A 23,637-nucleotide genomic window follows, 5' to 3' on the forward strand; every position below is an offset into this window, starting at 1 on the left:
GCTTTCCCGCTCTTGCCCGCAGCGCCCGGGCGCGATACCAGCGCCTCATGGCGAGATACGCATTGAAAGTTGAATACCAGGGGGCGTCGTTTGCCGGGTGGCAGCGGCAGAAGGACCTGCCGTCAGTACAGGGGGCCATCGAAGAAGCCCTGTCGTGCATTCAACCGGGTGAGCACACAATTGCCGCCGCCGGGCGTACCGACGCCGGCGTGCATGCGCTGGGACAAGTGGCGCATTGCGATCTGGTCAAGGACTGGGATCCGTTCCGCCTGTCCGAGGCGCTGAACTACCACCTCAAGCCACAGCCGGTTGCCATTGTAAAAGCGGCGCGCGTCGACGACGACTGGCATGCGCGCTTTTCTGCTGTCGAGCGGCAATACCTGTTTCGCATCCTGATGCGCCGCGCGCCTGCGACCCATGACAGTGGGCAGGTCTGGCGGATCAATCACCGGCTGGATGTCGACGCGATGCAGGCCGGAGCGAATACGCTGATCGGAAGACATGACTTTACAACCTTCCGATCCTCGATCTGTCAGGCGGCAAGCCCGGTCAAAACTCTGGATGAACTTCGCGTCGAACAGGTCGAGGGCTTTTCAGGTCCCGAGGTGCATTTCCACGTCCGCGCCCGGTCCTTCCTGCACAATCAGGTGCGCAGTTTCGTCGGCACGCTTGAGCGTGTCGGTGCAGGGGCGTGGACGCCCGAAGACGTAAGGGATGCGTTGGAGGCAACTGACCGTGCTGCCTGTGGTCCGGTCTGCCCGCCACAGGGCCTGTATCTGGCGCGGGTAGGATACCCGGATCTGGTTTTCTAGAGCGTTCGCAGCAGCAATCCCCCTGCGATCACGGCGATCAGCAGACCCGCCACCAGCTCGATGGTGGGGGCCAGCACCGATGCAAAGCGCGTCGCGGAAGCCGAGGCAAGCAACCCTCCACGCAGCCCGAACGAAGTCCAGCCAACGAGCGTCGTAACCAATGCGGTGCCCAAAGCCATGGCAAATGCTCCGGCAATTCCGACCATCGCGATGCCCATCTGCCATGTCAGGATCAACACGAACAAAGCCCCGGTGCACGGCCGCGCCGCAATACCGCCAATCAAAACGAGTGCCTCGCGTAGACTTCCGACACTGGCGACATCTTCGGCGCTGGGTCCGTGGCGATGGCCGCAATCCGAACAGGCTGCATCATCATGTCTGTGGTGATCGTGATCATGGCCGTGATGGTCATGATGAACGTGGGATGCGTGGTTGCGGTGCCGCCTTGCAAACCCGCGCACCGCGCGAAAGACCAGCCATAGGCCAATCGCAGAAATGGCTGCGTAACTGATCGGGGTCATTACCTGTTCGGTCGCGCCAACAAGACTCTGCCGTGACATCTGAAAGATCAGCACACCGGCGTAGACCAGAATAATGGCCGTGACAGCCTGACCGAGACTGGAAAGAACGCTGATGGCCGACAAGCGCCAGAACGCGACACGGCGGCCCAGACCATATCCGCCGATCAGGACCTTTCCGTGCCCCGGGCCAATGGCATGAAAGAAGCCGTAGGCAAAACAGACGGTCAGCAGGGTTGCAACTGCCTCGGGCTGTTCGGCACGGGCCGCCCGCAGCGATCGGGCGATTTCATTCTGAAAGGCGCGCTGTTCTCCGGCGGCCCAGGCGGCCAGGCTGTCGAACCCTCCGCTGCCCCAGAACCAGAGAAGCAGGCCACAGGCGATAGCAACCGGGACAATCAAGTATTTGGACATGAAACGCGGATCTCTGTCGCGAAGCTTTCCCCGACCAAGGGTATATCGTTTTCCTCAAGGTCATAGTCCGCGTCCAGTGTGAGCAGAAATGCCTGCATCTGCGCCAGTTGCCCGTCGATATCCGGCTCGGTTCGGTCTATCGAACAGGTGTCCAAACCTGAAACCGTCACCGGCCGCGTGACCTCATAGGCCGTATAGAAGCTTTCGTCGTAAGCCTTTGCCATGAGGCCGGCCGCCGGGATCGGGCCGTCATGGACTGCGCGCAGATGACTTGTAACGATACGGCCGTCTTCGGTCGTGGCCGTTGGCTTCATCGGGCCGGACAACGCGACGGGCTGGCCTTCTGAAAAAACAACCAGATCACCGTTATAGCCTTCGACCCACTGGGCGTCGAAACCGGCCAGAACCTGTTGCTCAGCCGGTGTCAGCTGACCGTCGCCATCCTGATCCAGCCTCATGTCTTCCAGAACCAGCAGCGAGTAAAAGTCATCATAGGCCCAAGTCACCCTGACATGGGTCAGATGGCCGGCATCGTCCACGATGAATTCCAGCCCGGTGTCTATGAAGACATGCGGGTGCGCCATTGCAGGCAGCGGCAAGCAGCAAGTCAGAAACGGGATCATCCAACGCATGGCCGAAAGATAGGGGCAACCATGGGTCCCGGCAACGAGTTTCCAAGCAAAAGCGCAGAAACCAGCCGAGCGGATTCAACCCGGTGGGAACAGAACCAAAGTCTGCAAGGCCGTTCCGATCGGTCCATGAGTATCATACAAGACCGCCTGAGACATACCGATGCCGGACGGCTGCCAGTGCGATATAGATTGCGAGGCCATCCAGTCGGATACAGGTTCACGGTGGATATTCACCGTCAGGTCCGTGTTAATGAACCCCATTTCGGTTGGTTGGGCATTCCAGGATATCCCGTTACCGCAATCCGCCAGCGCGCAGAGTGACTGGATCGGGGATTGCGCTTCACCGTCCAGCAACTGAGGCGTGCGCATCCAGATCGTCTTGGGACCCGGCCCCTGATTGCCTTCTGCCGGATAGAGCACGTCTGCGTAATGGGCAAAACCGGGAAGGCTGTGGCGTAACTGGTTCAGGGGGAATGGTCCCTCGACAACTTCGGCAAGGTCCGGATGGGACGTCGACGCATTCGGAACCGCACCAAGATCCCTGCGCACAATATGCATGGTGGTTGCAGTGGCACATAGCGTGTCATCCAGGTCGTGCACCGTCACACGAGTCGTCGCCAGAGTCTTGGTATGCCGGGTGGTTTCCGCCGCAACGCGCAATCCCGTCAGGGGCAGAGGCCTCAACAGGTCGACCGTCAACCGGGTCAGCATTTTGTCGGGCCCCACCTCGGTTTCTGCCGCACGTACAATCAATCCGCTGACCGGTCCGGCATGGCAGTGGTCCGGCGACCACGGGCCTCGCGCCGGATCGTTACCGACAAATGCACCGTCATCGCGCAGGTGGAAATAGGGCGGTTTCCCGAGATCGTCCCGCATCGTCATGGTCTCAAATCTTTTCCTGAGTGTGTTTCTTCAACTCCGCCCGCGCTACCTGTCGGCGGTGGACCGCGTCGGGACCATCGGCCAATCGCAACGTGCGCACATGGGTCCATGCGCTGGCCAGAGGCGTATCCTGGCTGATTCCTTGGGCTCCGAACATCTGTACGGCCTCGTCGAGCACCTTAAGGGCAACACGCGGAGCAACAACCTTGATCTGACTGATCCACGGTGCGGCCGCGCGCGCGTCGCCCTGATCCATGTACCAGGCCGCCTTGAGGCACAACAAACGCGCCATTTCAATCTCCATCCGGCATTCCGCGATGATGTCGAAATTCGCGCCCAGCTGCGCCAGCTTCTTTCCAAATGCCTCACGCTGAAGGGATCGCTTGCACATCTGCTCCAATGCAATCTCGGCCTGCCCAATAGCACGCATGCAGTGATGAATGCGACCCGGCCCCAGACGACCCTGCGCGATTTCGAAACCGCGCCCCTCGCCCAGCAGTATGTTCTCGGCAGGGACACGCACATCTGTAAAACGAATATGCATATGACCGTGCGGTGCATCGTCGTGACCGTAAACCTCCATCGGTCGCAGAACCTCGATCCCCGCAGTGTCGGCTGACACCACAATCATGGACTGGCGCTTGTGTTTCGGCTGCTCTTCCCCGGCGGTTCTGACCATAACGATATACACCTTGCAGCGCGGATCACCGGCGCCGGAGGCCCACCATTTCTCACCGTTGAGAACATAGTCGTCACCGTCGCGCACACAGGACATCGAGATATTGGTCGCATCTGAAGAGGCTACATCCGGTTCGGTCATCAGATAGGCGGACCGGATTTTCCCGTCGAGCAACGGCGCCAACCATTGCGCTTTCATCTTCTCGGTTCCGTAGCGCTCGAAAACTTCCATATTGCCGGTGTCCGGGGCCGAGCAGTTGAACACCTCGGCGCCCAGGGGCGTCTTGCCCATTTCTTCGGCGAAATAGGCGTATTCAACTGTCGTCAGGCCGAACCCCTTGTCGCTGCCGGTCAGCCAGAAATTCCACAACCCGGCAGCTTTGGCTTTGGCCTTGAGGCCCTCCAGTATTTCCGCCTGCCGCCTCGTGTACTGCCAGCGATCGCCCCTGTTGATCTCGGCCTGATAATCGTTTTCCAGGGGCATGATCTCGGTGCGGATCATGTCTGCGACCCGCTGCAGCAATTCGCGGTTTTCCTCGCGCAATCCGAATGCCATGTTCATCGCGAAATCCTCCTCGGAGCCCGTGGACGGGCTTTACCTTTGGCAAAAGGATGGCTTAGCTGCCCGCACACTGTCCAGTTGGGTGACGGGACGTCACAGAACCCAAATTGAAAAGAAGGAGCCGTCCAATGGCCTTGTTGATCGACGCCGGAATGTCCAATTGGATGACCGATACGGAAATCGCTGACGGTATCCGTAAAACCGCACCCGATCTGGACGTGCGAACACCTGAAACAATTGGCAACGCGGATGAGATTACAATGGTCGCGGTCGTCGGTCTTCGTGACGATCATCTGACGGACCTGCCCAACCTGAAACTGGTGCAAAAACTGGGCGCCGGGGTCGAGACGATTCTCAGCAATCCTGCCCTGCCGAACCATTTGCGCGTTGCCCGTCTGAAACCCGATGCACCTGCACAGGGCATTGCCGAGTGGTTTCTGGCCTATGTCCTGCGCACCCAGCGCAATATGGCCTTTCACGAGGCTGCGCAGAAACGGGCAGAATGGGCCCCAAAGGCGCCTATGTTCTCGCCAGAGACCGTCGTTGGTGTTCTGGGGCTGGGCCATATCGGCAGTCGCACCGCCCGCATGATGCACGCCGTGGGTTTCAAGGTTCTGGGGTGGAGCCGCTCGGCCAAACAAATCGATGGTGTCACCAGCGTTCACGGCATGGCGTCATTGCCTGACATGCTGAGCAAATGTGATCATGTCTGCGCAATCCTGCCGTCGACCCCGGAAACGATCGGGATGTTCGATGCCGGCATGCTGGCGCAGATGAAGCCCGGCAGTCAGTTGTTGAACGCAGGCCGTGGCGATCTGATCGACGAAGAAGCTCTGGTGGCGGCACTTGACCTCGGAACTCCGGCCCATGCGGTTTTGGATGTGACCAGTCAGGAGCCTCTGCCTGCCGTTAGCCCACTCTGGCACCATCCGGGCGTTACGATTACGCCGCATGTGTCCGGTTGGTATTTGGGGGATGCTCTTTCGGATGTTGCCAGAAACTATCAGAATCTGACGGTTGGAGCGCCCCTGCTGCACGAAGTGGACCGGACGCGCGGGTACTGATCCGAGATCTGGCGCGGTCTTCGGCTACGGGGTCAGTATCCACTTACCATTGCCGTCCCTGCAGCGCCGCGTTCGGATCTCCCGCGACGCGTCTGCGCCGGCAGGCTGAACGAAATGCTGCAGGCTGACGCAGTTGTTCTGCACGCTGCGCACCCGGATGGTGCCCTTCGAACCGGTATCCTCATTGACCCAGCTGCGTTCTTGCCCGACGCTGGGCGTGCCGCCTGACAGCATTGCATTCGAGGTCGCGTTGACCACCTCGAAATCTGCGGGGCTCAATCCCATTTCGGCAATGATTCGTGAAATTGACTTGGCCTGCACCGTCCCTGCCGCTGCGAGCACTGCCAATGTGATAAATGCTAATATCTTTCGGGCTTTCATATCTGCCTCGCCATGGTGAAATCGATTTGCGCCCAAGGATATACTTCGTCACGTAGGTGGCCAAGCCCACCTTCAAATTATCCCGAACAAACCTATTGCACCGCCAGTGCTAGGCCCGGCGCTGCGATCCCGCCATAGTGCACCAAACTTTGTTTCCGAGGCTACGATGGCAAACCCAACCTATTACGCGCCCGCCGGCGGGCACCCTGACCAAACCCAGCTTTTGACGGACCGGGCCATGTTCACCGATGCCTATGCGGTGATCCCCAAAGGCACGATGCGCGATATCGTTACCAGCTTTCTGCCCTTCTGGGAGGGCACGCGGCTTTGGGTTCTGTCCCGCCCCCTCAGCGGATTTGCCGAAACCTTTTCTCAGTACATCATGGAGGTCCAGCCCGGGGGTGGGAGCGACACGCCGGAAACCGATTCAAATGCTCAGGGTGTCCTCTTTGTCGTCGAGGGCAGAGTGACCCTAACGCTGAACGGGGCAGAGCATATTCTGGAAGAGGGCGGTTATGCCTATATCCCGGCAGGCAGTGTTTGGACACTGCACAACCGTGGCGAATCCACCGCCCGCTTTCACTGGGTCCGCAAGGCTTATGAGGCCGTGCCCGGGCTACCTGCCCCCGATCCCATCATTACCAATGAGCGTGATGTCGCCCCCATTCCTATGCCCGGCACCGAGGGGCGCTGGGCCACGACCCGCTTTGCCGACCCCGAAGACCTGCGCCACGACATGCATGTCAATATCGTCACGTTCGAGCCCGGCGGCGTGATCCCCTTTGCCGAAACGCACGTGATGGAACACGGCCTTTATGTCCTGGAAGGCAAGGCGGTCTACCGGCTCAATCAGGACTGGGTCGAGGTCGAGGCCGGCGATTACATGTGGTTGCGCGCTTTCTGCCCGCAGGCCTGTTATGCAGGTGGACCGGGGCGGTTCCGTTATCTTCTCTACAAGGATGTGAACCGTCACATGCCGCTGACGCTTTCCAAGCGTTAAAAGGCAATGCGCATCGGGGCTTCACAGAAGCGGTTGAATCTGTTGAAATCAGATCAGATTTTCAGCACTGGAGATTTTCGATGCGACTGCGCTTAGCATCTTTGGCACTGGCAACCGCGATTGGCCTGACAGCCATAGTCGCGATGCCCGTTGCAGCCAAGGAAGAGACCAAAACCGTCAATGTCCTCAGCCGCACCTGGGCGGTAACCCAGGTTTCGGACGAGCCGGTGGTGTACCGGGCGACACGCGACAACAACAACCTCAATCCATTTGGTCCGCCGCCGCGCCTGCGCACCGTGCAGGCCATCGCCGCGATTCAAAAGGCGACAGGGTGCAAGGTGATCTTTTCCAGCATGTACCAGAACATATCCGGCCAGTTCTTCTCGCAAGTCAGTTGCGGATCGTGAGGCCGATCAACTGGCATTGAGGTCGGCAGAGCGGCCTGCCATAGCTTGCACATGAAACTCGCAATGAATGGATTCGGCCGAATTGGCCGCACGATTCTGCGGCAGGTTCTGGCCATGCCGCGGGATACAGATATCGAAGTGGTGCTGATCAACGATATCGCGCCACTGGAAACCTGTGCCTACCTGTTCAAATATGACAGCACCTTTGGCCCCTTCCCCGGTGACGTGGCGCAAGGCAACGCCGCCCTTGAGGTCGACGGACGCAGCTTTCCCGTGACCCACAGCCCGGATCTGACCCGTGTTGACCTGTCGGATGTCGATGTCCTGCTGGATTGCACCGGTATCGCGCGCACGTCGGATGTGGCCAGCCAGGGTTTGACGGCCGGGGCCGGCAAGGTTCTGATCTCAGGCCCCTCCCCTGCCGCCGAGGTCACAATTGTACTGGGCGCAAATGAGGACAAGCTTGGCAATGCGAGGATCGTGTCCAACGCTTCCTGCACCACCAACGGGCTGGCCCCTCTGGTCGCTGTTCTGGATCGTATCGGTGGCGTTGCGTCCGCTCACATGACAACTATCCATTGCTATACCAACAGCCAGCCAATGGTCGACGCGCCGCGCGGTGATCTGGCCCGGTCGCGGGCGGGTGCCCTGTCCATGGTGCCCACAACCTCCAGTGCCACCCACCTTATCGATGAAATCCTGCCGCATCTGGCCGGGCGTATCTCGGGCGCCGCTGTCCGCGTACCTACGGCCAGTGTTTCGGCGGTGGATCTGGTTGTAACGCTTGAAAACAGGCTGTCGCCTGAGTTCTTCCAGGACACCCTGCGGGGAGCGGTCGACCAATCATTTGTTCTGGGTTGGACAGACCAGCCGCTCGTGTCCTCCGATCTGCGGACACGCCCGGAATCCCTTGTCATTGCAGGCCCCGAAACGCGCATCGTTGACGGACACCAAATCCGCCTCTTTGGCTGGTACGACAATGAATGGGGATTCTCGGCACGCATGCTGGACGTCGCCCGATTGATGGCAAATAGCTGACACAGCATGCGGGCCTGCCCGCTCGCCGCCCTCCGCAACTGGTCGGGATACATCTCTGATGCATACAGGTCAGGCGCGGGCTATTGCGCCTCAGCCCGCAACAACTTCATAGGGTGCATCAAACCAGAATTCCTCCAGATTGGCTCCATCGCCGATCCGGTCCACGACCGCAAACAGGCCCGGCGCATGTAGCGGCGTCAGCACCCCGTGCCAGGTGCCGCGATGATAGTTCACAGCCTGCCCCGGCCGGGTCACAAAGGCACGCGGCCGCCCCGGTTTGCCACTGTCATCCAGCGCCACGATGACAAGAAACGGCTGGTGCGTCATTGGAATGAATGCCTGACTGCCTTCCGGATGCCTCTCGACCATGTCGAGTTGATAAGGCAACGCGCGGGGGTTGGCATCGAACAGGCTGATCCCGGCGCGGCCATCGCCGAAATCCAGCTCTGCGCGATCATGGTATCGACCGCATTGGCCCTGATTGATGATCTTGTCCGGCGCGCCGGACAATTCAATCAGGTCCCCGAAAGGCGCAAACACCGCCGCCGAAATCGGCTCGATCACGATCTGCCGGGTCATGACGGCAGCAGATCCTGCAAGCGGAACTCGGCTATACGCTCGACCTGACGGCAGGCCTCGGCAAATTCTGTTTCCCGATCCTGATCAATGCGCCGTTCGAAGGCACGCAAGATCGAGGTTTTGTCATGATCCCGAACCGCGATGATGAACGGGAACCCGAATTTCTCGGTGTAACGTGCGTTCAGTTCTGTAAATGCCGCTTTCTCGTCATCTGTCAGTGCGTCCAGACCGGCCGAGGCCTGTTCGGACGTGCTTTCCTGTGTCAGCCGTTTGGCCTGTGCCAGTTTACCTGCAAGGTCCGGATGCGCCGTCAGAACACCCAGCCGTTCATCTTCGGAAGCGGACCGGAACACACGGGTCAATGCGTTGTGCACTCCTCCGGCAGTATCGTGTGCCGGTCCAAGCTCCAGATCATATGCCCGCTCGGCAATCCACGCGGAATGTTCGAAAATACCACCATATGAAGCAACGAATTCATTCTTCTCCATCTCAGACGGCCTGACACGCTCCGCAGGCGGATGCATCGCGGCCCAGTGTTCCGCGATATCCAGCCGTGTGGCAAACCAGACGTCGGAAAACCCGCGCGCGTAGTCCAGGAAGCGCTTCAGCGCCATCACACGTCCCGGCCGCCCGATCAGACGGCAGTGCAACCCGATGGACAGCATCCTGGGAGATCCGGCCTCGCCTTCCGAATAGAGCGTATCGAAACTGTCTTTTAGATAGGCAAAGAACTGATCGCCGGAGTTGAACCCTTGCGGCGTGGCAAAACGCATATCGTTGCAGTCCAGCGTGTAAGGAACAATCAACTGATCCCGCCCGCCTGTTTGAATCCAATAGGGCAGATCGTCCGCATAAGTATCGGCGACATAGGCGAACCCACCCTCTTCGGCTACCAGTCTCACTGTATTCTCGGAACACCGTCCGGTGTACCAGCCGTGCGGGCGTTCACCGACGACTTCCGTGTGGAGACGCACGGCCTCTTCTATCTGGGCGCGTTCTTCGTCCTCGGGCATATCCTTATGTTCAACCCATTTCAGCCCGTGACTGGCGATCTCCCACCCGGCCGCCTTCATCGCGGCAACCTGATCGGGAGATCGTGCCAATGCGGTCGCCACACCATAAACCGTGACAGGTAAATCCTTCATCAACCGATGCAGCCGCCAAAACCCCGCGCGGGCGCCATACTCATAGATCGATTCCATGTTCCAGTGGCGCTGACCGGGCCATTGCGCCGCGCCCACGATCTCGGACAGGAACGCCTCGGACGCCGCATCGCCGTGAAGAACGCAGTTTTCGCCCCCTTCCTCGTAATTCAGCACGATCTGAACGGCCAGCTTTGCACCGCCGGGCCATTGCGCATCTGGCGGGTTGGCTCCGTATCCGATCATGTCACGGGGGTAACGTGGGGGCTGCATAGCGTCTTCCATTCCGGTTTGGTGTTTCGACAGCATTAGCCTAGAAATGCGCGGGGGATTATCAAATCAATCCGAACGCTGTTTCCGGTTCTTTCGGCATTTCAACTGTTTTGATGTTTGTTCCACACTGTGGCAAACCAAAAAAGCCAATCAACGGAGATCCCCATGGCAGGCTATCTGACGACCCATGTACTGGACACGGCCCGCGGTTGCCCTGCCCAGGGGTTAAAAATCGCGCTCTACAAAGTGTCCGGGAACTCTCATCAATTGCTGGTCGAGATGGAGACCAACTCTGACGGGCGCACCAACAGCCCGATCCTGCCTCAGGCAGACTTTGAAACCGGTACGTACGAGTTGATCTTCTTCGCCGGGGATTACCTGCGCGCAACCGGTCAGGACGGGGACGATCCCCTGTTTCTGGATCAGGTTCCAATACGGTTCGGCATGTCGGACCCCGACGCCCACTACCATGTACCCTTGCTGCTGTCGCCCTACGGCTATTCAACATATCGCGGCAGCTGATCCATATACAGATGCTCTCCCGCCCGTCGGACGCCCCCTTCGGGATCGCCTCCCGTTAGGCCAGGCGCCACGCCTTTCAGGCGCGGCGCGGGAGTGCCCTGCGAAATCATTGCTTCCACGACACATTTCGCAACCGCGCCGCAGCCTAACGCTGCACAGCGCCTATACGGCGCAAGCAGGGGCGGGAGCCTTTGCTACTCTGTTTTTTCCGAGTTTCGGACGACCTTGCCGATATGCGAGACCATAAAATCCATGAACAGTCGCGCTTTGGGGTCCTGATGACGACGATGGGTATACAGGCAGGCCATCTGAACCGGCACCGGTGGCATTTCTTCGGCAACGGTAACAAGCCTGCCAGCCTTCAAATGCTCGGCCACCTCGAATACCGGCTTCATGGCGATCCCCTGCCCCGACAAGGCCCAATCCGTCAACACATCGCCATCGTCACATTCGAACCGGCCCGAGACGGCGAATCGTTTCGCGCCTTCCGGCGTTTCCAGCATCCACTGGAACTCGGTCGCGCCTGGAAACCGCAAATTCAGACATTCATGCCCGCCTGAGATAAGGTCAGCACCGGTGCGAGGCATGCCCCGCCGCTTGACGTAATCCGGCGCGGCGCACAGTACGCGCTGGCAATCTGCGATTTTCCGGATTCTCAGCGTGCTGTCCTCGGGCTGGCCGATGAAAAAGGCCAGATCGAGCCCCTCGGTCGTCAAATCAACAGCTCTGTCCGTTAATCGCAACCGGACGTCAATCTCGGGATATTCCGACAAAAATTCAGGCACATGCGGTGCAAGCAGCCTTCGCCCGACACCCAGTGGGGCGGCCACGAACAGCGACCCGCGCGGGGCCTCGGTCAGATGCATGACCTGCGCCTCGGCTTCATCCACCGCGTCCAGAACCGACACGGCGCCTGGATAAAAAGCTCGTCCCTGCTCGGTCGGTGTCAGGTTTCGGGTCGTGCGCTGGAACAGACGCACGCCAAGATGGTCTTCCAACTGAGAAATCCGCGCCGAGGTCACCGCAGGTGAAATGCGCAGATCCCGCCCGGCCGCAGACATGCTGCCCAGATCATAAACCCTGACGAAGGTACGGATATTGTCGAGATAGGACATCTTATCGTTTTTTTTGATACAGTTTGACAATATACGGGAATACCGAAGAAAAGCCCACTTGCCTAGTGTGACGGCAAGCAATCGGAGACCTCTGAAATGTACGACTTCGCCGTGTTCTGGGACTGGATGGCATTTGCCGTGCGCTGGCTGCACGTCATCACCGCAATCGCCTGGATCGGATCATCCTTTTACTTCATCGCACTGGACCTTGGCCTGAACCGCAATATCCCCGGCCCCGCTGACGGAGAAGAATGGCAGGTTCACGGAGGTGGGTTCTACCATATCCAGAAATATCTGGTGGCCCCCGAGCGGATGCCGGATCACCTGACCTGGTTCAAATGGGAAAGCTATGCAACGTGGCTCAGCGGTGCAGCGCTGCTGATGATCGTCTATTGGGTCGGTGGAGAGCTGTATCTGATCGACGCGCAGAAAGCCGATCTGGCGCTGTGGCAGGGTATCCTGATCTCGGCGGCTTCTTTGACCATTGGCTGGCTGATCTACGACTTCCTGTGCAAATCCGGCCTGGGCGAACGCCCGACGCTTCTGATGCTGCTTCTGTTCGTCCTCCTGGTGGCGATGGGCTGGGGCTACAACCAGATCTTCACCGGACGGGCGATGATGCTGCATCTGGGTGCCTTCACCGCCACGATCATGACGGCAAACGTTTTCTTCGTCATCATGCCGAACCAGCGCATCGTGGTGGATGACCTCAAGGCCGGTCGCACACCCGACCCGAAATATGGCAAGATCGCCAAGCTGCGCTCGACCCACAACAACTACCTGACGTTGCCAGTCGTGTTCCTGATGCTGTCGAACCACTATCCGCTGGCTTTTGCGACGGAATACAACTGGATCATTGCCGCACTGGTCTTCCTGATGGGTGTCACCATCCGGCACTACTTCAACACCCGCCACGCCCGCGCAGGCAACCCGACCTGGACCTGGCTGGTCACCGCGTTGCTGTTCATCGCCATCATGTGGCTGTCGACCGCACCGATGTACAAACCTCTGGAAGAGGCCGAGGCGCAACCGCTTACGCCCTATGAACAGAAATTCGCCGCCGCCGACGGATTTGAAGAGGCACATGACATAGTTCTGGGCCGTTGCTCCATGTGCCATGCGCGAGAACCGGTCTGGGAAGGGATCCTTTGGGCGCCAAAAGGTGTATTGCTGGAAACCGAAGGCGACATCGCCCGCAATGCCGAACAAATCTACCTTCAAGCCGGCGTCACCCATGCCATGCCGCCTGCCAATGTGACATTCATGGAGCCCGAGGACCGCGAAGCCATCATTCGCTGGTTCCGCAGTGTCGGACTGTAATGCCGGGGCCTGCCGACCACAGGGCGGACAATTCTCATGCTCTGACGCATAAGGACTTCCCCTGAATGCAATCAAATGCTCTAAGATGAAGTCAACTCGCCGCTATCAAGGTTTTTGCGGCAATAATGATTTCGACCTGGGGCAGTTGGTATCACATGATGATGGGGAGCAGGCCGCGCGGTGTTCTGAGATACTGGCTGTTTGGTGCCGTGGCCGCCCTTGTTCCGAGCCTGTCCGCGGCCCTGGAAATCACCCTGACAGCTCCCGGCGCGTCGAAGGACCTGATTGAGCGATTAAAGGAAACTTCTTCAGTATATACGGCGGATTCGCGCGGTCTGGATACCTCGCTTGAGATTTTGTCTGCCGCGCTTTCTGACTACCGGACCATCGTACAGATCATGTATGACGAGGGTTACTTCGGCCCGGTCGTCAGCATCAAGCTGGACGGAAGAGAGGCCGCGGATATCAACGCGCTTGACGCTCCGGCTCAGTTCCAACGTGCAACAATTTCTATTACGCCCGGACCGACGTATCGCTTTGGGTCAGCTATCGTACAACCGCTGGCACCGGATACCGAGTTGCCGGATGAGTTCGCCACAGGCAAATTGGCAACAACTGGTGCCATTCAGCAAGCCACATCAGCCGGCGTGCAAGGATGGAAGAATGTCGGCCACGCCAAAGCGGATGTTGAGGATCAGAAAGTCATTGCGCGTCACGCACAAGCGCGATTGGATGCCGAGATCGATCTGGCACCCGGACCGCGCCTGACCTTCGGGAAAATGATCATCCACGGCGACACCAGAGTACGCCACCGCTCCATCGAAAAGATTGCCGGATTTCCCTCGGGTGAGGTCTATTCGCCGCAAGAACTGCAAAAAGTCGGCACCCGTCTGCGGCGTACCGGTACATTCAGCACGGTTTCCATCAAGGAACGGGACACGCCGAACCCCGACGGAACGTTGGATTTCGACGCCACGTTCGAGGATTTGCCTCCGCGGAGGCTGACGTTCGGCGTTGAAATCGCTTCGCGGGATGGGGTCGATGTGACCGCGACCTGGACGCATCGAAATGTCTTCCGACGCGCCGAGAGGCTGCGGTTCGAGGCGGCACTCCGCAATATTGGCGGGTCGGAGGATCTGGATGGTCGTATAGGTCTGCGACTGGACCAACCTGACCGGCTTGGCCCGGATGACAACACATTCTGGAGCGCTCTTCTGGAGCGGCGCAATACCGACAACTACAACGTGTCTGTGGCATCGCTTGCCTATGGTGCGCGGCGTACGTTTTCTGATCGGCTTTATGCCGAGGCGTCAGCCGGCTTTCAGTGGTCGGATGCAGACGACGCCTACGGCTCAGGGCGCAAGTTCAGGTACTTCATTCTGCCGCTCCGTTCGGAATGGGACCAACGGGACAGTAAGGTCAGTGCTACGCGCGGCTTCTATCTGGACTCACAGGTAATGCCATTTGTCGGGCTGTCCGGAACCGACACCGGTTTGAGGCTGTTCTTCGACGGGCGTGCTTACAATGATCTGGGCACCAGCGGCCGATTGGTTCTGGCCGGACGGGTGCAACTGGGTTCGGTCATCGGGCCACCAGCTGATGGCGTAACTCCGGATTTTCTGTTCTTCTCAGGCGGCGCAGGCACCGTACGCGGTCAACCCTTCGAAAGCCTCGGTATCCCTGTCGGAACGGGCGTTGCAGGCGGCAAATCGTTCCTTGGCTTTTCCGGCGAGGTGCGTGGCCGCGTGACCGAAACGCTGTCTCTAGTCGGTTTCTATGACTACGGAACCGTCGACATTTCATCCTTTATTGGCAGCGGTGCCGAATACCATGCAGGTGCCGGTATCGGTGTTCGCTACGACCTGGGCGGATTTGGCCCGTTAAGGTTTGACCTGGCGTTCCCGGTTCAGGGCAATACTGGGGACGGGTTACAGTTCTATATCGGGATCGGGCAGGCCTTTTGACACGCCGTATCGCATATCCACTGCTTATCGCCTCGGTGGCGATGGCCATGCCCGTGCCTCTGGCGGCGCAGGATGACGGCGGCGGCAGCATGATCGAACGGTTTCTGCAGGACACTTTGTCGGGTGACGACCAGAATGTCCGCGTCATCGGCCTGCAAGGCGCGCTGAGTTCGCGCGCCACGATTCAGGAAATCACGGTCGCCGACGATGAAGGCATCTGGCTGACCATCAAGAACGCAGAACTGGACTGGAACCGCCTGGCGCTGATCCGGGGGCGGTTCTCGGTCAATGCCCTGACGGCTGAAGAGATCGACGTCGCCCGGGCTCCGGGTACGACGACCAAGGAAACTCCTCCGCCCTCGGCTGAAACCCAGCCGTTCCAGCTTCCGGAGCTGCCGGTTTCGATCGAGATCGGGGAACTGCGCATCGACGACCTGTCTTTGGGTGAGCCGTTGATCGGCGTCGCCGCCGACCTGCAGGTAAATGGAAACCTGACACTTGCGGATGGGGCATTGAACACGTCTCTGGATATCGACAGGCTTGACCGGGCCGGTGACACAATTGATCTGACTGCCGGGTTCAGCAATGAAAGTCGCCAGATCGACCTGGACCTGACCGTAACCGAAGCCTCGGGCGGGCTGATTGCCACCGCCCTGGGCATTCCCGACAGCCCCCCTATCGGTCTTACGGCAAAAGGATCCGGCCCGGTAAACGACTTTACCGCTGATATCGGGCTCAGCAGTGACGATCAGCTGCGCGTGACGGGTCAGGTTCGGTTGCGAGCCGCCCCGACAGCGGCCGCCAGTGCAGATGACGGAATCGCGTTCACAGCCGATCTGGGTGGTGATCTGACACCATTTTTGGCCGAGAACATGGATTCGTTCTTTGGCACCGACACGAAACTATTCGTCGATGGCTTGACGCACCCTGATGGCGCACTGGACATCACGGACATTGAAATTACCGCACAAGCGCTCAAGCTCGAAAGCCAGCTGAGCCTTGCGGCAGGTGGAAAACTGCAATTGCTGGCTGTGCAAGGCCGGATTGCCCCTCCGGAAGGCGACAGCGTTGTGCTGCCCATAAGCGGGGGCAAGACCTCTATCGGAGCGGCACAAGTATCCGCGCTGTTTGATGCCAAGAAAGGCAACCTGTGGGACCTGAGCCTGACAGCGAATGACGTCTCGGCGGAGCAGTTGAACCTCAACCGCGCGCAGATAACGGGCCAGGGGACGCTGGATCAAAGCAGCGGACTGAGCGTAGATGGCGACCTTCAGGCAGCACTTGATGGCATCGACATGTCAGACCCAGCACTAAACTCCGCTATCGGAGATCGCGTGACGCTGGATGGTCAGTTCGACTATGGCGCAGATCAGTCCTTGCAGCTTTCCGGTTTCGAACTTGTCGGCAGCGACTATGCGTTGGCTGCTGATGCCATTATCAGCGGGCTTGCCACCGGATTGCAGGTCGATGGCTCGGCGTCTTTACAAGCCACGGAATTAAAACGGTTTTCGGATCTGGCCAAGCTCGATTTGGGCGGCAAGGCCTCGATCAGAGTTGAGGGAAACGGTTCGCCTCTCGAAGGCAGTTTCGACGGCAAGCTGGTCGTGAATGGCAGCAACCTGTCCACCGGCCGCAACGACATCGACCCGGTGATCGACGGGGAGACGGAAATCACGCTGGACGCCAAGCGCGACTCGGATGGCATCACCATCCGCGACTTTTCGATCACGTCCGAGGAATTGACCGCGCAGGCCAGCGGCGATGTCACGACCCCGAACGGAAACCTGACGCTGGACGGTCAGGCCAGCGTTGATGCAAATGACTTGTCGATTTTCTCGGGGCTTGCGCAGCAGGATCTCAGCGGCGCGGTTCAGGCAAAACTGGACGGCAAGGGCTCATTGCAATCGCTGGAGTTCGACGGCACGGCCAACGTGACCGGCGACAATATCCAAACCGGATTGGCCCAATTTGATCCGTTGCTGAAAGGTCAGGTGAGCATTGAAATTGATGGCACCAAAACCGGCGATCTGATCACGATCCGTAATGCCACAGTGAACAGTCAGGCCGTGAATGCGCAAGTCGCGGCCACAATTGACGATCCCGCCGGAAACCTGAGCGTCGATGGTCAGGCGCGATTGGATGCGCCGGATCTCTCGCTGTTTTCAGGACTGGCAGGGCGCGATCTTGCTGGATCTGTCATGGCAAACGTGACCGGGAATGCCGCGCAGGGCAGCAAACTCTTCGACATTCAGGGCAGTGTTTCGGCGGATGACATTGCAACTGGCATCGATATGGTGGACGCGCTGACTCAAGGGCGTACAACCTTGACAGTCGATGCCGTGAATGACGATCAGGGTCTGAACATTCGAACGTTCCGCCTGAATGGTACGGCACTGACCGCCACGGCGTCCGGTCAACTGGACCGCGACGCCGGAGGTCTGAGTTTTTCGGCTGAACTCGACAATTTGGGGCGTCTCTCCCCCGCGCTGTCCGGCCCTATGAAGCTTGACGGGAACGTTGCACCAACCGGGTCGGGGCTGGAAGGCGCTGCCAGACTGCAAGGCCCCGACAGTTCCTACGCCAACCTGACGGGTACGGTCGAAACCGACGGATCGGCTGATCTCGACTTCGAAGCCCGGTTTAATCGGATCGAGCGGTTCGTGTCCGAGTTCCCCGGCACGGTTTCGGCAAACGGTACCGCAAAGCGGGACTCAGGGGTCTGGACAATCGATGCGAAGGCAGAAGGCCCTGCACAGATCAACACCACTGTCGCGGGAACTTTTGACGAAGGCAGCGGCACAGCGGATCTGGCCATGCGGGGTGGCGTGAACATCGGTATCGTCAACGCATTCATATCGCCCAACAATATAGATGGAACCGCGAGTTTTGATCTTGCCCTGAAAGGTGCCCCGTCACTCGGCGCGTTAAGCGGCACTATCTCCACCTCCGGCACCTCCGTCGCCATTCCGAATGTGGGACAGACCATCACGGGGATCGGAGGGTCGGTCAACATAGCACAAAGCCGCGCTACGATATCGCTGCAGGGCGGAGTACGCGCCGGGGGTGGTTTCACGGTCAGCGGGCCGGTCGAATTGACGCCCCCGTTCAACGCGCAGATTACCACCGCGCTGAACAACCTCGTGCTCACCGATGACCTGCTGTACGAAACCACTTTGAACGGACAGATTGCGCTGAACGGCGCATTGACGGGCAACAGTTCACTGGCCGGGCAGATCAATTTCGGAGAGACCAATATCAATCTCGCCGCTGCCGGTGGCGCCGTTGGTGCCGCACCCATCCCGCCGATTGTGCATGTCAACGAAAGCAATGCCAGTTTCGTAACCCGTGAACGGGCGCAACTGGTCGAAACCGAAGAGAAAAGCAAAAGTAACTCGCGCATCTCGCTGGACATAGGGCTGCTCGCCCCCAAGGCGGTTTTTGTACGTGGGCGCGGTGTGAACGCAGAACTGGGAGGGCGCATTCAGATTGGCGGAACTACAACGTCGGTGGTTCCATCCGGCCAAATTGAACTCATCCGAGGCAACATCGACATTCTCGGTCGCCGCCTGGCGCTGACCAAGGGCCTGGTCACGCTGCAGGGTGACCTGACGCCTTATATCGAGTTCGAATCTTCGACCAGCACGTCGGATGGCACAGCCACGATTGAAATCGCCGGTCCGCTGGATTCGCCCGAGGTCGACGTGTTTTCTGACCCCGAGCGCCCAACGGAAGAAGCCTTGGCCATGCTGCTGTTCGGCAACCGTTTTTCCGAGCTTTCACCATTTGTCATCGCCCAGATGGCGGCGTCGCTGGCACAGCTGAGCGGTGCAGGTGGTGACGCAACCAAGGGTGTGCGCGAGGCAACCGGGCTGGACACAATCGATATCGGCGCATCAGAAGGAGGCGCAGGCCGACTGGGTGCAGGAGCTTACCTGAGCGACAACCTCTACACCGACTTCACCGTCAACACGGAAGGCGATACCGAGGTGAACCTAAACCTGGACGTGACCGACAACTTCACCGTTCGGGGCACGGTGGACGGTCGGGGCGAAACCGGTATCGGCCTGTTCTTCGAGCGGGACTATTAGCGCCAAGACCGTCCAACACCCGTCACTTGCGCCGAATACCGATTGGTTGTCCGATCTGGGGTGCAGGTTCCAAATGCTGGTGGTCTTCGACCATCTGCGCCAAACGCGCAATCGCCCAATCCGGATAGGCAGTGGATCGCCCGGTGGCATGGCTGACATTCATGAAAATCACTTCCTGCGTCGCACAAACCTGATCATTGCCGGATGAAATCATCTGGGCAAAGTAGTGCCCGCGTTTTTGATCTGCATCCAGCATGCGGAAATGAAAGTGGAATTCCTCATCCGCACGGATTTCCCGGAGGAATTGAAGATGCGATTGAAGAACATACGGCCCCTGCCCCAACGCCTGCACCTGCGCCTCACCCAGGCCCAACTGGCCGACCAGCACTTTTTCAAACGCCATATCAAAGACGACGCCGTAGTACCCGACGTTCATGTGGCCGTTATAGTCGATCCATTCAGGCTGTACCGTGAATCCTGTGACCTCAACCGGCGCCGCATATGGGCCGTCATGCCCGCCATGTGGATTAGTCATTGCCTGCATCCTTCATTCGCTTGGTTCGTCCAGATCATCAAAGATTGCAACGGCCCGGACAAAGCCTGCGGAGGCGCCTTTGATCTTGTATGGGAAGCAAGAGATTTCAAACCCTGTCGGCGGAAGGTCTTCAAGGTTGGTCAGTTTCTCGATATGGCAGTAGCCGATGTCCATCGAGGCGCGGTGTCCCTCCCAGATAGTCGAAGGATCTTGCGTTTCCGCGTATTCCTGCGCCGTCAGTGGGAACGGGGCATCCCAACTCCAGGCATCCGTACCGGTCACGCGAACGCCGCGCCCGGTCAGGTACAGCGTCGCCTCACGACCGATCCCACAACCTTTCATAAGATAGTCAGGCTCGCCATAACGCGTCCCGGCTGAAGTATTGACCACGACAATATCCAGCGGCTGTAACTCATGGCCAATGCGCTTCAGTTCAGCCTCGACATCCGCAGCGGTGGCGACATAGCCATCGTCGAAATGACGGAAATCCAGTTTCACACCGGGGTTCATGCACCATTCCAGCGGTACTTCGTCGATGGTAATCGCCCGCTCGCCTTTGTTCATGGTCGAATGATGATGATAGGGCGCGTCCAGATGAGTGCCGTTATGCGTGGCGATCTGCAGACGTTCTATGGCCCAGCCTTCCCCACCGGGCAGGTCCTCTTTTTTCAGTCCGGGGAAGAACGCCATGACCTGTTCGGCTGTTTGTTCATGGGTCATGTATTCGATTATAGGCAACATGATCGGCGGATCGGATACGATGCCGGTTTCCAATGGTACGGACAGATCGACAAAGCGGCGCGGCATGAACTCCTCCGGGGCTGGATGCCGCCACAGGGTTGGCCGCGCGCAACCTGCTGTCAAGACGTGAAAAAGGCGACCCAACTGGGCCGCCTAATCCTGCTTCGTGAGTGGTAGTGGTATTACTCCGCCGCGATGGCGTCTTCGATTTTTTCGACCCGGATGGCCGAGAATTTGAACTCGGGGATCTTGCCATAAGGGTCGATGGCCGAGTTGGTCAGTATGTTCGCCGCCGCCTCGACATAGGCAAACGGGATGAAAACCATATCCTCGGCAATGGCCCGGTCAGCACGCACCATGATCTCGATGGACCCGCGACGGGTGGTCAGGCGGATCGTCTCGCCCGGTTCGATCCCCATCAGCTTCAGCGTGCGGGGATTCATCGAGCAGTTCGCCTCGGGCTCAACCGCGTCCAGTACATTGGAGCGGCGTGTCATCGAACCGGTGTGCCAATGCTCCAGCTGACGGCCGGTGGTGGCAATCATCGGGTATTCATCATCCGGGGCTTCATCCGGTGGGATGATGCTGGCTGGTGTGAATCTAGCCCTGCCGTCCGCCCGCGGGAAACCGTCGCCAAACACAATCGACTGACCCGGATCAGTCTCGCTGAGCGAGGGGTAAGTGATCGACTCGGTCTCAAGCCGTTCCCAAGTGATGTTGTCCAATGACTCCATTGTCAGCTTCATCTCGGCAAAGACTTGGGACACATCGGTATAGTCCCAATTCAGCCCGATCCGCTGTGCCAGTTCGACGGTGATCGCCCAATCCTCACGCGCCTCACCCGGAGGCGCCACGGCAGGGCGTACCCGCTGAACCTGACGGTTGGTGTTCGATACCGTGCCGTTCTTTTCGTACAGCGCCGAGGCAGGCAGGATGATGTCGGCATAGTTTGCCGTTTCGGTCAGGAAGATGTCCTGCACGATCATCAGATCCAGCTTGGCCAATGCCTCACGCGCGTGGCCCACGTCCGGGTCGGACATGGCCGGGTTTTCACCCAGAATATACATGCCCTTGATGTTGCGCGCATAGATCTGGTCGATGATCTCGGTGACGGTCAGGCCCTTCTCGTTCGAGAAATCGTCGGACCCCCAAACTGAGGTGAACTGAGCCCGGATATTGTCATCCGTGACGGTCTTGTAGTCCGGCAAGAACATCGGGATCAGGCCCGCATCGGATGCCCCCTGCACGTTGTTCTGACCGCGCAGCGGATGCAGACCCGCGCCGGGCTTGCCGACATTCCCGGTCATCAGAGCCAGCGAAATCAGGCAGCGTGAGTTGTCGGTGCCGTGGATGTGCTGGCTGACGCCCATGCCCCAGAAGATCAGGCCGGCCTTGGCCTGCGCAAAGGTGCGGGCGACACGGCGGATTTGATCCGGTTCAATGCCGCAGATCGGGGCCATCGCCTCGGGCGTGAACTGGCGCAGGTGCTCTTTCTCGGCTTCCCAGTTCTCGGTCCAGCGGTGGATGTACTGGCTGTCGTACAGCTCTTCCTCGACGATCACGTTCATGATCGCGTTGAGCATCGAGACATCGGCACCGGGACGGAACTGCAGCATTTCATCAGCAAACTTGCGCATACCGACGCCGCGCGGGTCCATCACGATCAACTTACCGCCGCGTTTGGTGAACTGCTTGAAATAGGTCGCGGCAACAGGGTGGTTTTCGATCGGGTTGGCCCCGATGATGATCGCCACATCTGCGTTCTCGATCTCGTTGAAGGTCGCGGTCACAGCGCCAGACCCGACGTTCTCGATCAGAGCCGCAACGGACGACGCATGGCAAAGACGGGTGCAGTGGTCGACGTTGTTGTGCTTGAAGCCCTGACGGATGAACTTCTGGAATAGGTACGCTTCTTCGTTGGTGCACTTGGCCGAGCCAAAGCCCGCAACACTGCGCGGGTCTTCGTCGCGCAAGGCTTTCAGCTTGGTCGCGGCCAGATCCATCGCCTCTTCCCACGTCGCTTCGCGGAAATGGGTCGACAGGTTGCCCGGATCAACGTTCAGACCTTTGGCTGGTGCGTCCTCACGACGGATCAGCGGTTTGGTCAGGCGGTGCGGATGGTGGATGTAGTCGAAACCGAACCGGCCTTTTACGCACAGACGGCCTTCGTTTGCGGGGCCGTTGATGCCCTCGACATACTTGACCTTGCCGTCCTTGACCTTCAGCGAGACTTTGCAGCCCACGCCGCAGAACGGGCAGACGCTTTCGGTTTCGCTGTCGTAGTCCTTGCTGTCGCCCTGCTGCTTGTCGTCCAGCACGGTGGCGGGCATCAGAGCACCGGTCGGGCAGGCCTGAACACATTCACCGCAGGCCACACAGGTTGAATCACCCATCGGGTCGTTCTGATCGAACACCACTTGTGCGGTGTGACCACGACCTGCCATGCCGATCACGTCATTCACCTGCACGTCACGGCAGGCGCGGACGCAGAGATTACAGTTGATGCAGGCATCCAGATTGACTCGCATCGCAACGTGGCTGTCATCCAGCAGCGGGATTTTCTCGGGCTCTTTCGCCGGGAAACGGCTGTCGCTGACATCGTTCAGCTTGGCCATGTCCCAGAAATGGCTTGAGGCGTCATGTGCCTCTTCCGGCTGATCGGCGACCAACAGTTCCATCACCATGGCGCGCGATTTCTCGGCGCGGTCGGTGTCGGTCTTGACCACCATCCCCTCGGCCACCGGTCGGATACACGAGGCGACCAGCGTACGTTCGCCTTCCACCCCGACCATACAGGCGCGGCAGTTGCCGTCGGGTTTGTAGCCGGGTGCCGGCTTGTGACACAGGTGCGGGATCACCAGTCCACGGCCATTGGCCGCGTCCCAGATCGTGGTGCCCTCGGGCACGGTGACGTCATCGCCGTTCAGGTTGAAGGTGACGGTCTTGGTTGGGCTTGCATCAAGCATGGCT

General features: G+C 59.2%; 20 protein-coding genes. 9 read left to right on the plus strand and 11 right to left on the minus strand.

The genetic code is table 11. The features are described from left to right. Window positions 1-47: 47 nt before the first annotated feature. On the plus strand, window positions 48-812 hold the full coding sequence (gene truA / locus AC2TEL_RS07240) for a tRNA pseudouridine(38-40) synthase TruA (protein WP_480840786.1): 765 nt from the start codon (window positions 48-50) through the stop codon (window positions 810-812). Here the strand turns inward: truA and AC2TEL_RS07245 are convergent. The 4 genes from AC2TEL_RS07245 to AC2TEL_RS07260 all read right to left on the minus strand — a co-directional run bounded on the left by AC2TEL_RS07245 (window position 809) and on the right by AC2TEL_RS07260 (window position 4,498). Next, window positions 809-1,744 carry a nickel/cobalt transporter gene (locus tag AC2TEL_RS07245; protein WP_480902911.1) on the minus strand — a complete coding sequence of 312 codons (936 nt, stop codon included), beginning with the start codon at window positions 1,742-1,744 and terminating at the stop codon, window positions 809-811. The genes truA and AC2TEL_RS07245 overlap by 4 nt on opposite strands. Next, a complete protein-coding gene (locus AC2TEL_RS07250) occupies window positions 1,729-2,376 on the minus strand; it encodes a DUF1007 family protein (protein ID WP_480840790.1) in 648 nt (215 codons plus the stop codon). Before AC2TEL_RS07250 ends, AC2TEL_RS07245 begins: the two co-directional genes overlap by 16 nt. 75 nt (window positions 2,377-2,451) lie before the next feature. Continuing rightward, the gene (locus AC2TEL_RS07255) at window positions 2,452-3,258 is read right to left on the minus strand and encodes a thioesterase family protein (RefSeq protein WP_480902912.1); all 807 of its coding nucleotides are present in this window, start codon (window positions 3,256-3,258) and stop codon (window positions 2,452-2,454) included. A 4-nt stretch (window positions 3,259-3,262) separates the two neighbouring features. Further along, window positions 3,263-4,498: an acyl-CoA dehydrogenase family protein gene (locus tag AC2TEL_RS07260; protein ID WP_480902914.1), complete on the minus strand. Its 1,236-nt coding sequence runs from the start codon at window positions 4,496-4,498 to the stop codon at window positions 3,263-3,265. A gap of 128 nt (window positions 4,499-4,626) precedes the next feature. On the opposite strand from AC2TEL_RS07260, the gene AC2TEL_RS07265 reads away from it, so the two are divergent. Continuing rightward, entirely contained in the window at window positions 4,627-5,562 is a 936-nt protein-coding gene (locus AC2TEL_RS07265; protein WP_480840796.1) for a 2-hydroxyacid dehydrogenase, read from the plus strand. Window positions 5,563-5,586: 24 nt separating this feature from the next. Here the strand turns inward: AC2TEL_RS07265 and AC2TEL_RS07270 are convergent, their stop codons facing one another. Then, on the minus strand, window positions 5,587-5,943 hold the full coding sequence (locus AC2TEL_RS07270; RefSeq protein ID WP_480902917.1) for a hypothetical protein: 357 nt from the start codon (window positions 5,941-5,943) through the stop codon (window positions 5,587-5,589). Between the two features lie 166 nt (window positions 5,944-6,109). On the opposite strand from AC2TEL_RS07270, the gene AC2TEL_RS07275 reads away from it, so the two are divergent. From AC2TEL_RS07275 to AC2TEL_RS07285, 3 genes are all read left to right on the plus strand, one after another. Next, window positions 6,110-6,943, plus strand: coding sequence for a bifunctional allantoicase/(S)-ureidoglycine aminohydrolase (locus AC2TEL_RS07275; RefSeq protein ID WP_480902919.1), 834 nt, complete (start codon window positions 6,110-6,112; stop codon window positions 6,941-6,943). 80 nt (window positions 6,944-7,023) lie between these two features. Further along, window positions 7,024-7,350 carry a hypothetical protein gene (locus AC2TEL_RS07280; protein ID WP_480840802.1) on the plus strand — a complete coding sequence of 109 codons (327 nt, stop codon included), beginning with the start codon at window positions 7,024-7,026 and terminating at the stop codon, window positions 7,348-7,350. A gap of 51 nt (window positions 7,351-7,401) precedes the next feature. Then, entirely contained in the window at window positions 7,402-8,388 is a 987-nt protein-coding gene (locus tag AC2TEL_RS07285) for a type I glyceraldehyde-3-phosphate dehydrogenase (protein ID WP_480902922.1), read from the plus strand. A 90-nt stretch (window positions 8,389-8,478) separates the two neighbouring features. On the opposite strand, the gene AC2TEL_RS07290 is transcribed toward AC2TEL_RS07285, so the two are convergent. Both AC2TEL_RS07290 and puuE read right to left on the minus strand, forming a co-directional pair. Beyond that, window positions 8,479-8,967 (minus strand): ureidoglycolate lyase, encoded by a 489-nt coding sequence (locus AC2TEL_RS07290; RefSeq protein WP_480840806.1) that lies wholly within the window; start codon window positions 8,965-8,967, stop codon window positions 8,479-8,481. Continuing rightward, entirely contained in the window at window positions 8,964-10,382 is a 1,419-nt protein-coding gene (puuE, locus tag AC2TEL_RS07295) for an allantoinase PuuE (RefSeq protein ID WP_480841433.1), read from the minus strand. The genes AC2TEL_RS07290 and puuE overlap by 4 nt, the downstream gene beginning before the upstream one ends. Window positions 10,383-10,547: 165 nt before the next feature. Between puuE and uraH the strand changes: the two genes are divergently transcribed. Next, entirely contained in the window at window positions 10,548-10,904 is a 357-nt protein-coding gene (gene uraH, locus AC2TEL_RS07300; protein ID WP_480840808.1) for a hydroxyisourate hydrolase, read from the plus strand. A 194-nt stretch (window positions 10,905-11,098) separates the two neighbouring features. Here uraH and AC2TEL_RS07305 read toward each other — a convergent pair whose 3' ends face one another. Next, entirely contained in the window at window positions 11,099-12,019 is a 921-nt protein-coding gene (locus AC2TEL_RS07305) for a LysR family transcriptional regulator (RefSeq protein ID WP_480840810.1), read from the minus strand. 96 nt (window positions 12,020-12,115) lie between these two features. Between AC2TEL_RS07305 and AC2TEL_RS07310 the strand changes: the two genes are divergently transcribed. From AC2TEL_RS07310 to AC2TEL_RS07320, 3 genes are all read left to right on the plus strand, one after another. Continuing rightward, entirely contained in the window at window positions 12,116-13,339 is a 1,224-nt protein-coding gene (locus AC2TEL_RS07310) for a urate hydroxylase PuuD (protein ID WP_480902925.1), read from the plus strand. 125 nt (window positions 13,340-13,464) lie between these two features. After that, the gene (locus AC2TEL_RS07315) at window positions 13,465-15,303 is read left to right on the plus strand and encodes an autotransporter assembly complex protein TamA (protein WP_480902927.1); all 1,839 of its coding nucleotides are present in this window, start codon (window positions 13,465-13,467) and stop codon (window positions 15,301-15,303) included. Beyond that, the gene (locus AC2TEL_RS07320) at window positions 15,300-19,391 is read left to right on the plus strand and encodes a translocation/assembly module TamB domain-containing protein (RefSeq protein WP_480902929.1); all 4,092 of its coding nucleotides are present in this window, start codon (window positions 15,300-15,302) and stop codon (window positions 19,389-19,391) included. Before AC2TEL_RS07315 ends, AC2TEL_RS07320 begins: the two co-directional genes overlap by 4 nt. Before the next feature lie 22 nt (window positions 19,392-19,413). Here the strand turns inward: AC2TEL_RS07320 and AC2TEL_RS07325 are convergent, their stop codons facing one another. The 3 genes from AC2TEL_RS07325 to fdhF all read right to left on the minus strand — a co-directional run bounded on the left by AC2TEL_RS07325 (window position 19,414) and on the right by fdhF (window position 23,633). Then, window positions 19,414-19,926: a thioesterase family protein gene (locus AC2TEL_RS07325; RefSeq protein ID WP_480840818.1), complete on the minus strand. Its 513-nt coding sequence runs from the start codon at window positions 19,924-19,926 to the stop codon at window positions 19,414-19,416. A gap of 12 nt (window positions 19,927-19,938) precedes the next feature. Then, entirely contained in the window at window positions 19,939-20,733 is a 795-nt protein-coding gene (locus AC2TEL_RS07330) for a cyclase family protein (protein WP_480840820.1), read from the minus strand. A 116-nt stretch (window positions 20,734-20,849) separates the two neighbouring features. After that, the gene (fdhF, locus tag AC2TEL_RS07335) at window positions 20,850-23,633 is read right to left on the minus strand and encodes a formate dehydrogenase subunit alpha (protein WP_480902931.1); all 2,784 of its coding nucleotides are present in this window, start codon (window positions 23,631-23,633) and stop codon (window positions 20,850-20,852) included. Window positions 23,634-23,637: the final 4 nt, after the last annotated feature.

The organism is Ruegeria sp. HKCCD9138, assembly GCF_057220975.1.

Bases quoted from the DNA above. Each gene is read 5' to 3' on its own strand.
- truA (WP_480840786.1), top strand. From the start codon at position 48: ATGGCGAGATACGCATTGAAAGTTGAATACCAGGGGGCGTCGTTTGCC.
- AC2TEL_RS07245 (WP_480902911.1), bottom strand. From the start codon at position 1,744: ATGTCCAAATACTTGATTGTCCCGGTTGCTATCGCCTGTGGCCTGCTT.
- AC2TEL_RS07250 (WP_480840790.1), bottom strand. From the start codon at position 2,376: ATGCGTTGGATGATCCCGTTTCTGACTTGCTGCTTGCCGCTGCCTGCA.
- AC2TEL_RS07255 (WP_480902912.1), bottom strand. From the start codon at position 3,258: ATGACGATGCGGGACGATCTCGGGAAACCGCCCTATTTCCACCTGCGC.
- AC2TEL_RS07260 (WP_480902914.1), bottom strand. From the start codon at position 4,498: ATGAACATGGCATTCGGATTGCGCGAGGAAAACCGCGAATTGCTGCAG.
- AC2TEL_RS07265 (WP_480840796.1), top strand. From the start codon at position 4,627: ATGGCCTTGTTGATCGACGCCGGAATGTCCAATTGGATGACCGATACG.
- AC2TEL_RS07270 (WP_480902917.1), bottom strand. From the start codon at position 5,943: ATGAAAGCCCGAAAGATATTAGCATTTATCACATTGGCAGTGCTCGCA.
- AC2TEL_RS07275 (WP_480902919.1), top strand. From the start codon at position 6,110: ATGGCAAACCCAACCTATTACGCGCCCGCCGGCGGGCACCCTGACCAA.
- AC2TEL_RS07280 (WP_480840802.1), top strand. From the start codon at position 7,024: ATGCGACTGCGCTTAGCATCTTTGGCACTGGCAACCGCGATTGGCCTG.
- AC2TEL_RS07285 (WP_480902922.1), top strand. From the start codon at position 7,402: ATGAAACTCGCAATGAATGGATTCGGCCGAATTGGCCGCACGATTCTG.
- AC2TEL_RS07290 (WP_480840806.1), bottom strand. From the start codon at position 8,967: ATGACCCGGCAGATCGTGATCGAGCCGATTTCGGCGGCGGTGTTTGCG.
- puuE (WP_480841433.1), bottom strand. From the start codon at position 10,382: ATGCAGCCCCCACGTTACCCCCGTGACATGATCGGATACGGAGCCAAC.
- uraH (WP_480840808.1), top strand. From the start codon at position 10,548: ATGGCAGGCTATCTGACGACCCATGTACTGGACACGGCCCGCGGTTGC.
- AC2TEL_RS07305 (WP_480840810.1), bottom strand. From the start codon at position 12,019: ATGTCCTATCTCGACAATATCCGTACCTTCGTCAGGGTTTATGATCTG.
- AC2TEL_RS07310 (WP_480902925.1), top strand. From the start codon at position 12,116: ATGTACGACTTCGCCGTGTTCTGGGACTGGATGGCATTTGCCGTGCGC.
- AC2TEL_RS07315 (WP_480902927.1), top strand. From the start codon at position 13,465: ATGATTTCGACCTGGGGCAGTTGGTATCACATGATGATGGGGAGCAGG.
- AC2TEL_RS07325 (WP_480840818.1), bottom strand. From the start codon at position 19,926: ATGACTAATCCACATGGCGGGCATGACGGCCCATATGCGGCGCCGGTT.
- AC2TEL_RS07330 (WP_480840820.1), bottom strand. From the start codon at position 20,733: ATGCCGCGCCGCTTTGTCGATCTGTCCGTACCATTGGAAACCGGCATC.
- fdhF (WP_480902931.1), bottom strand. From the start codon at position 23,633: ATGCTTGATGCAAGCCCAACCAAGACCGTCACCTTCAACCTGAACGGC.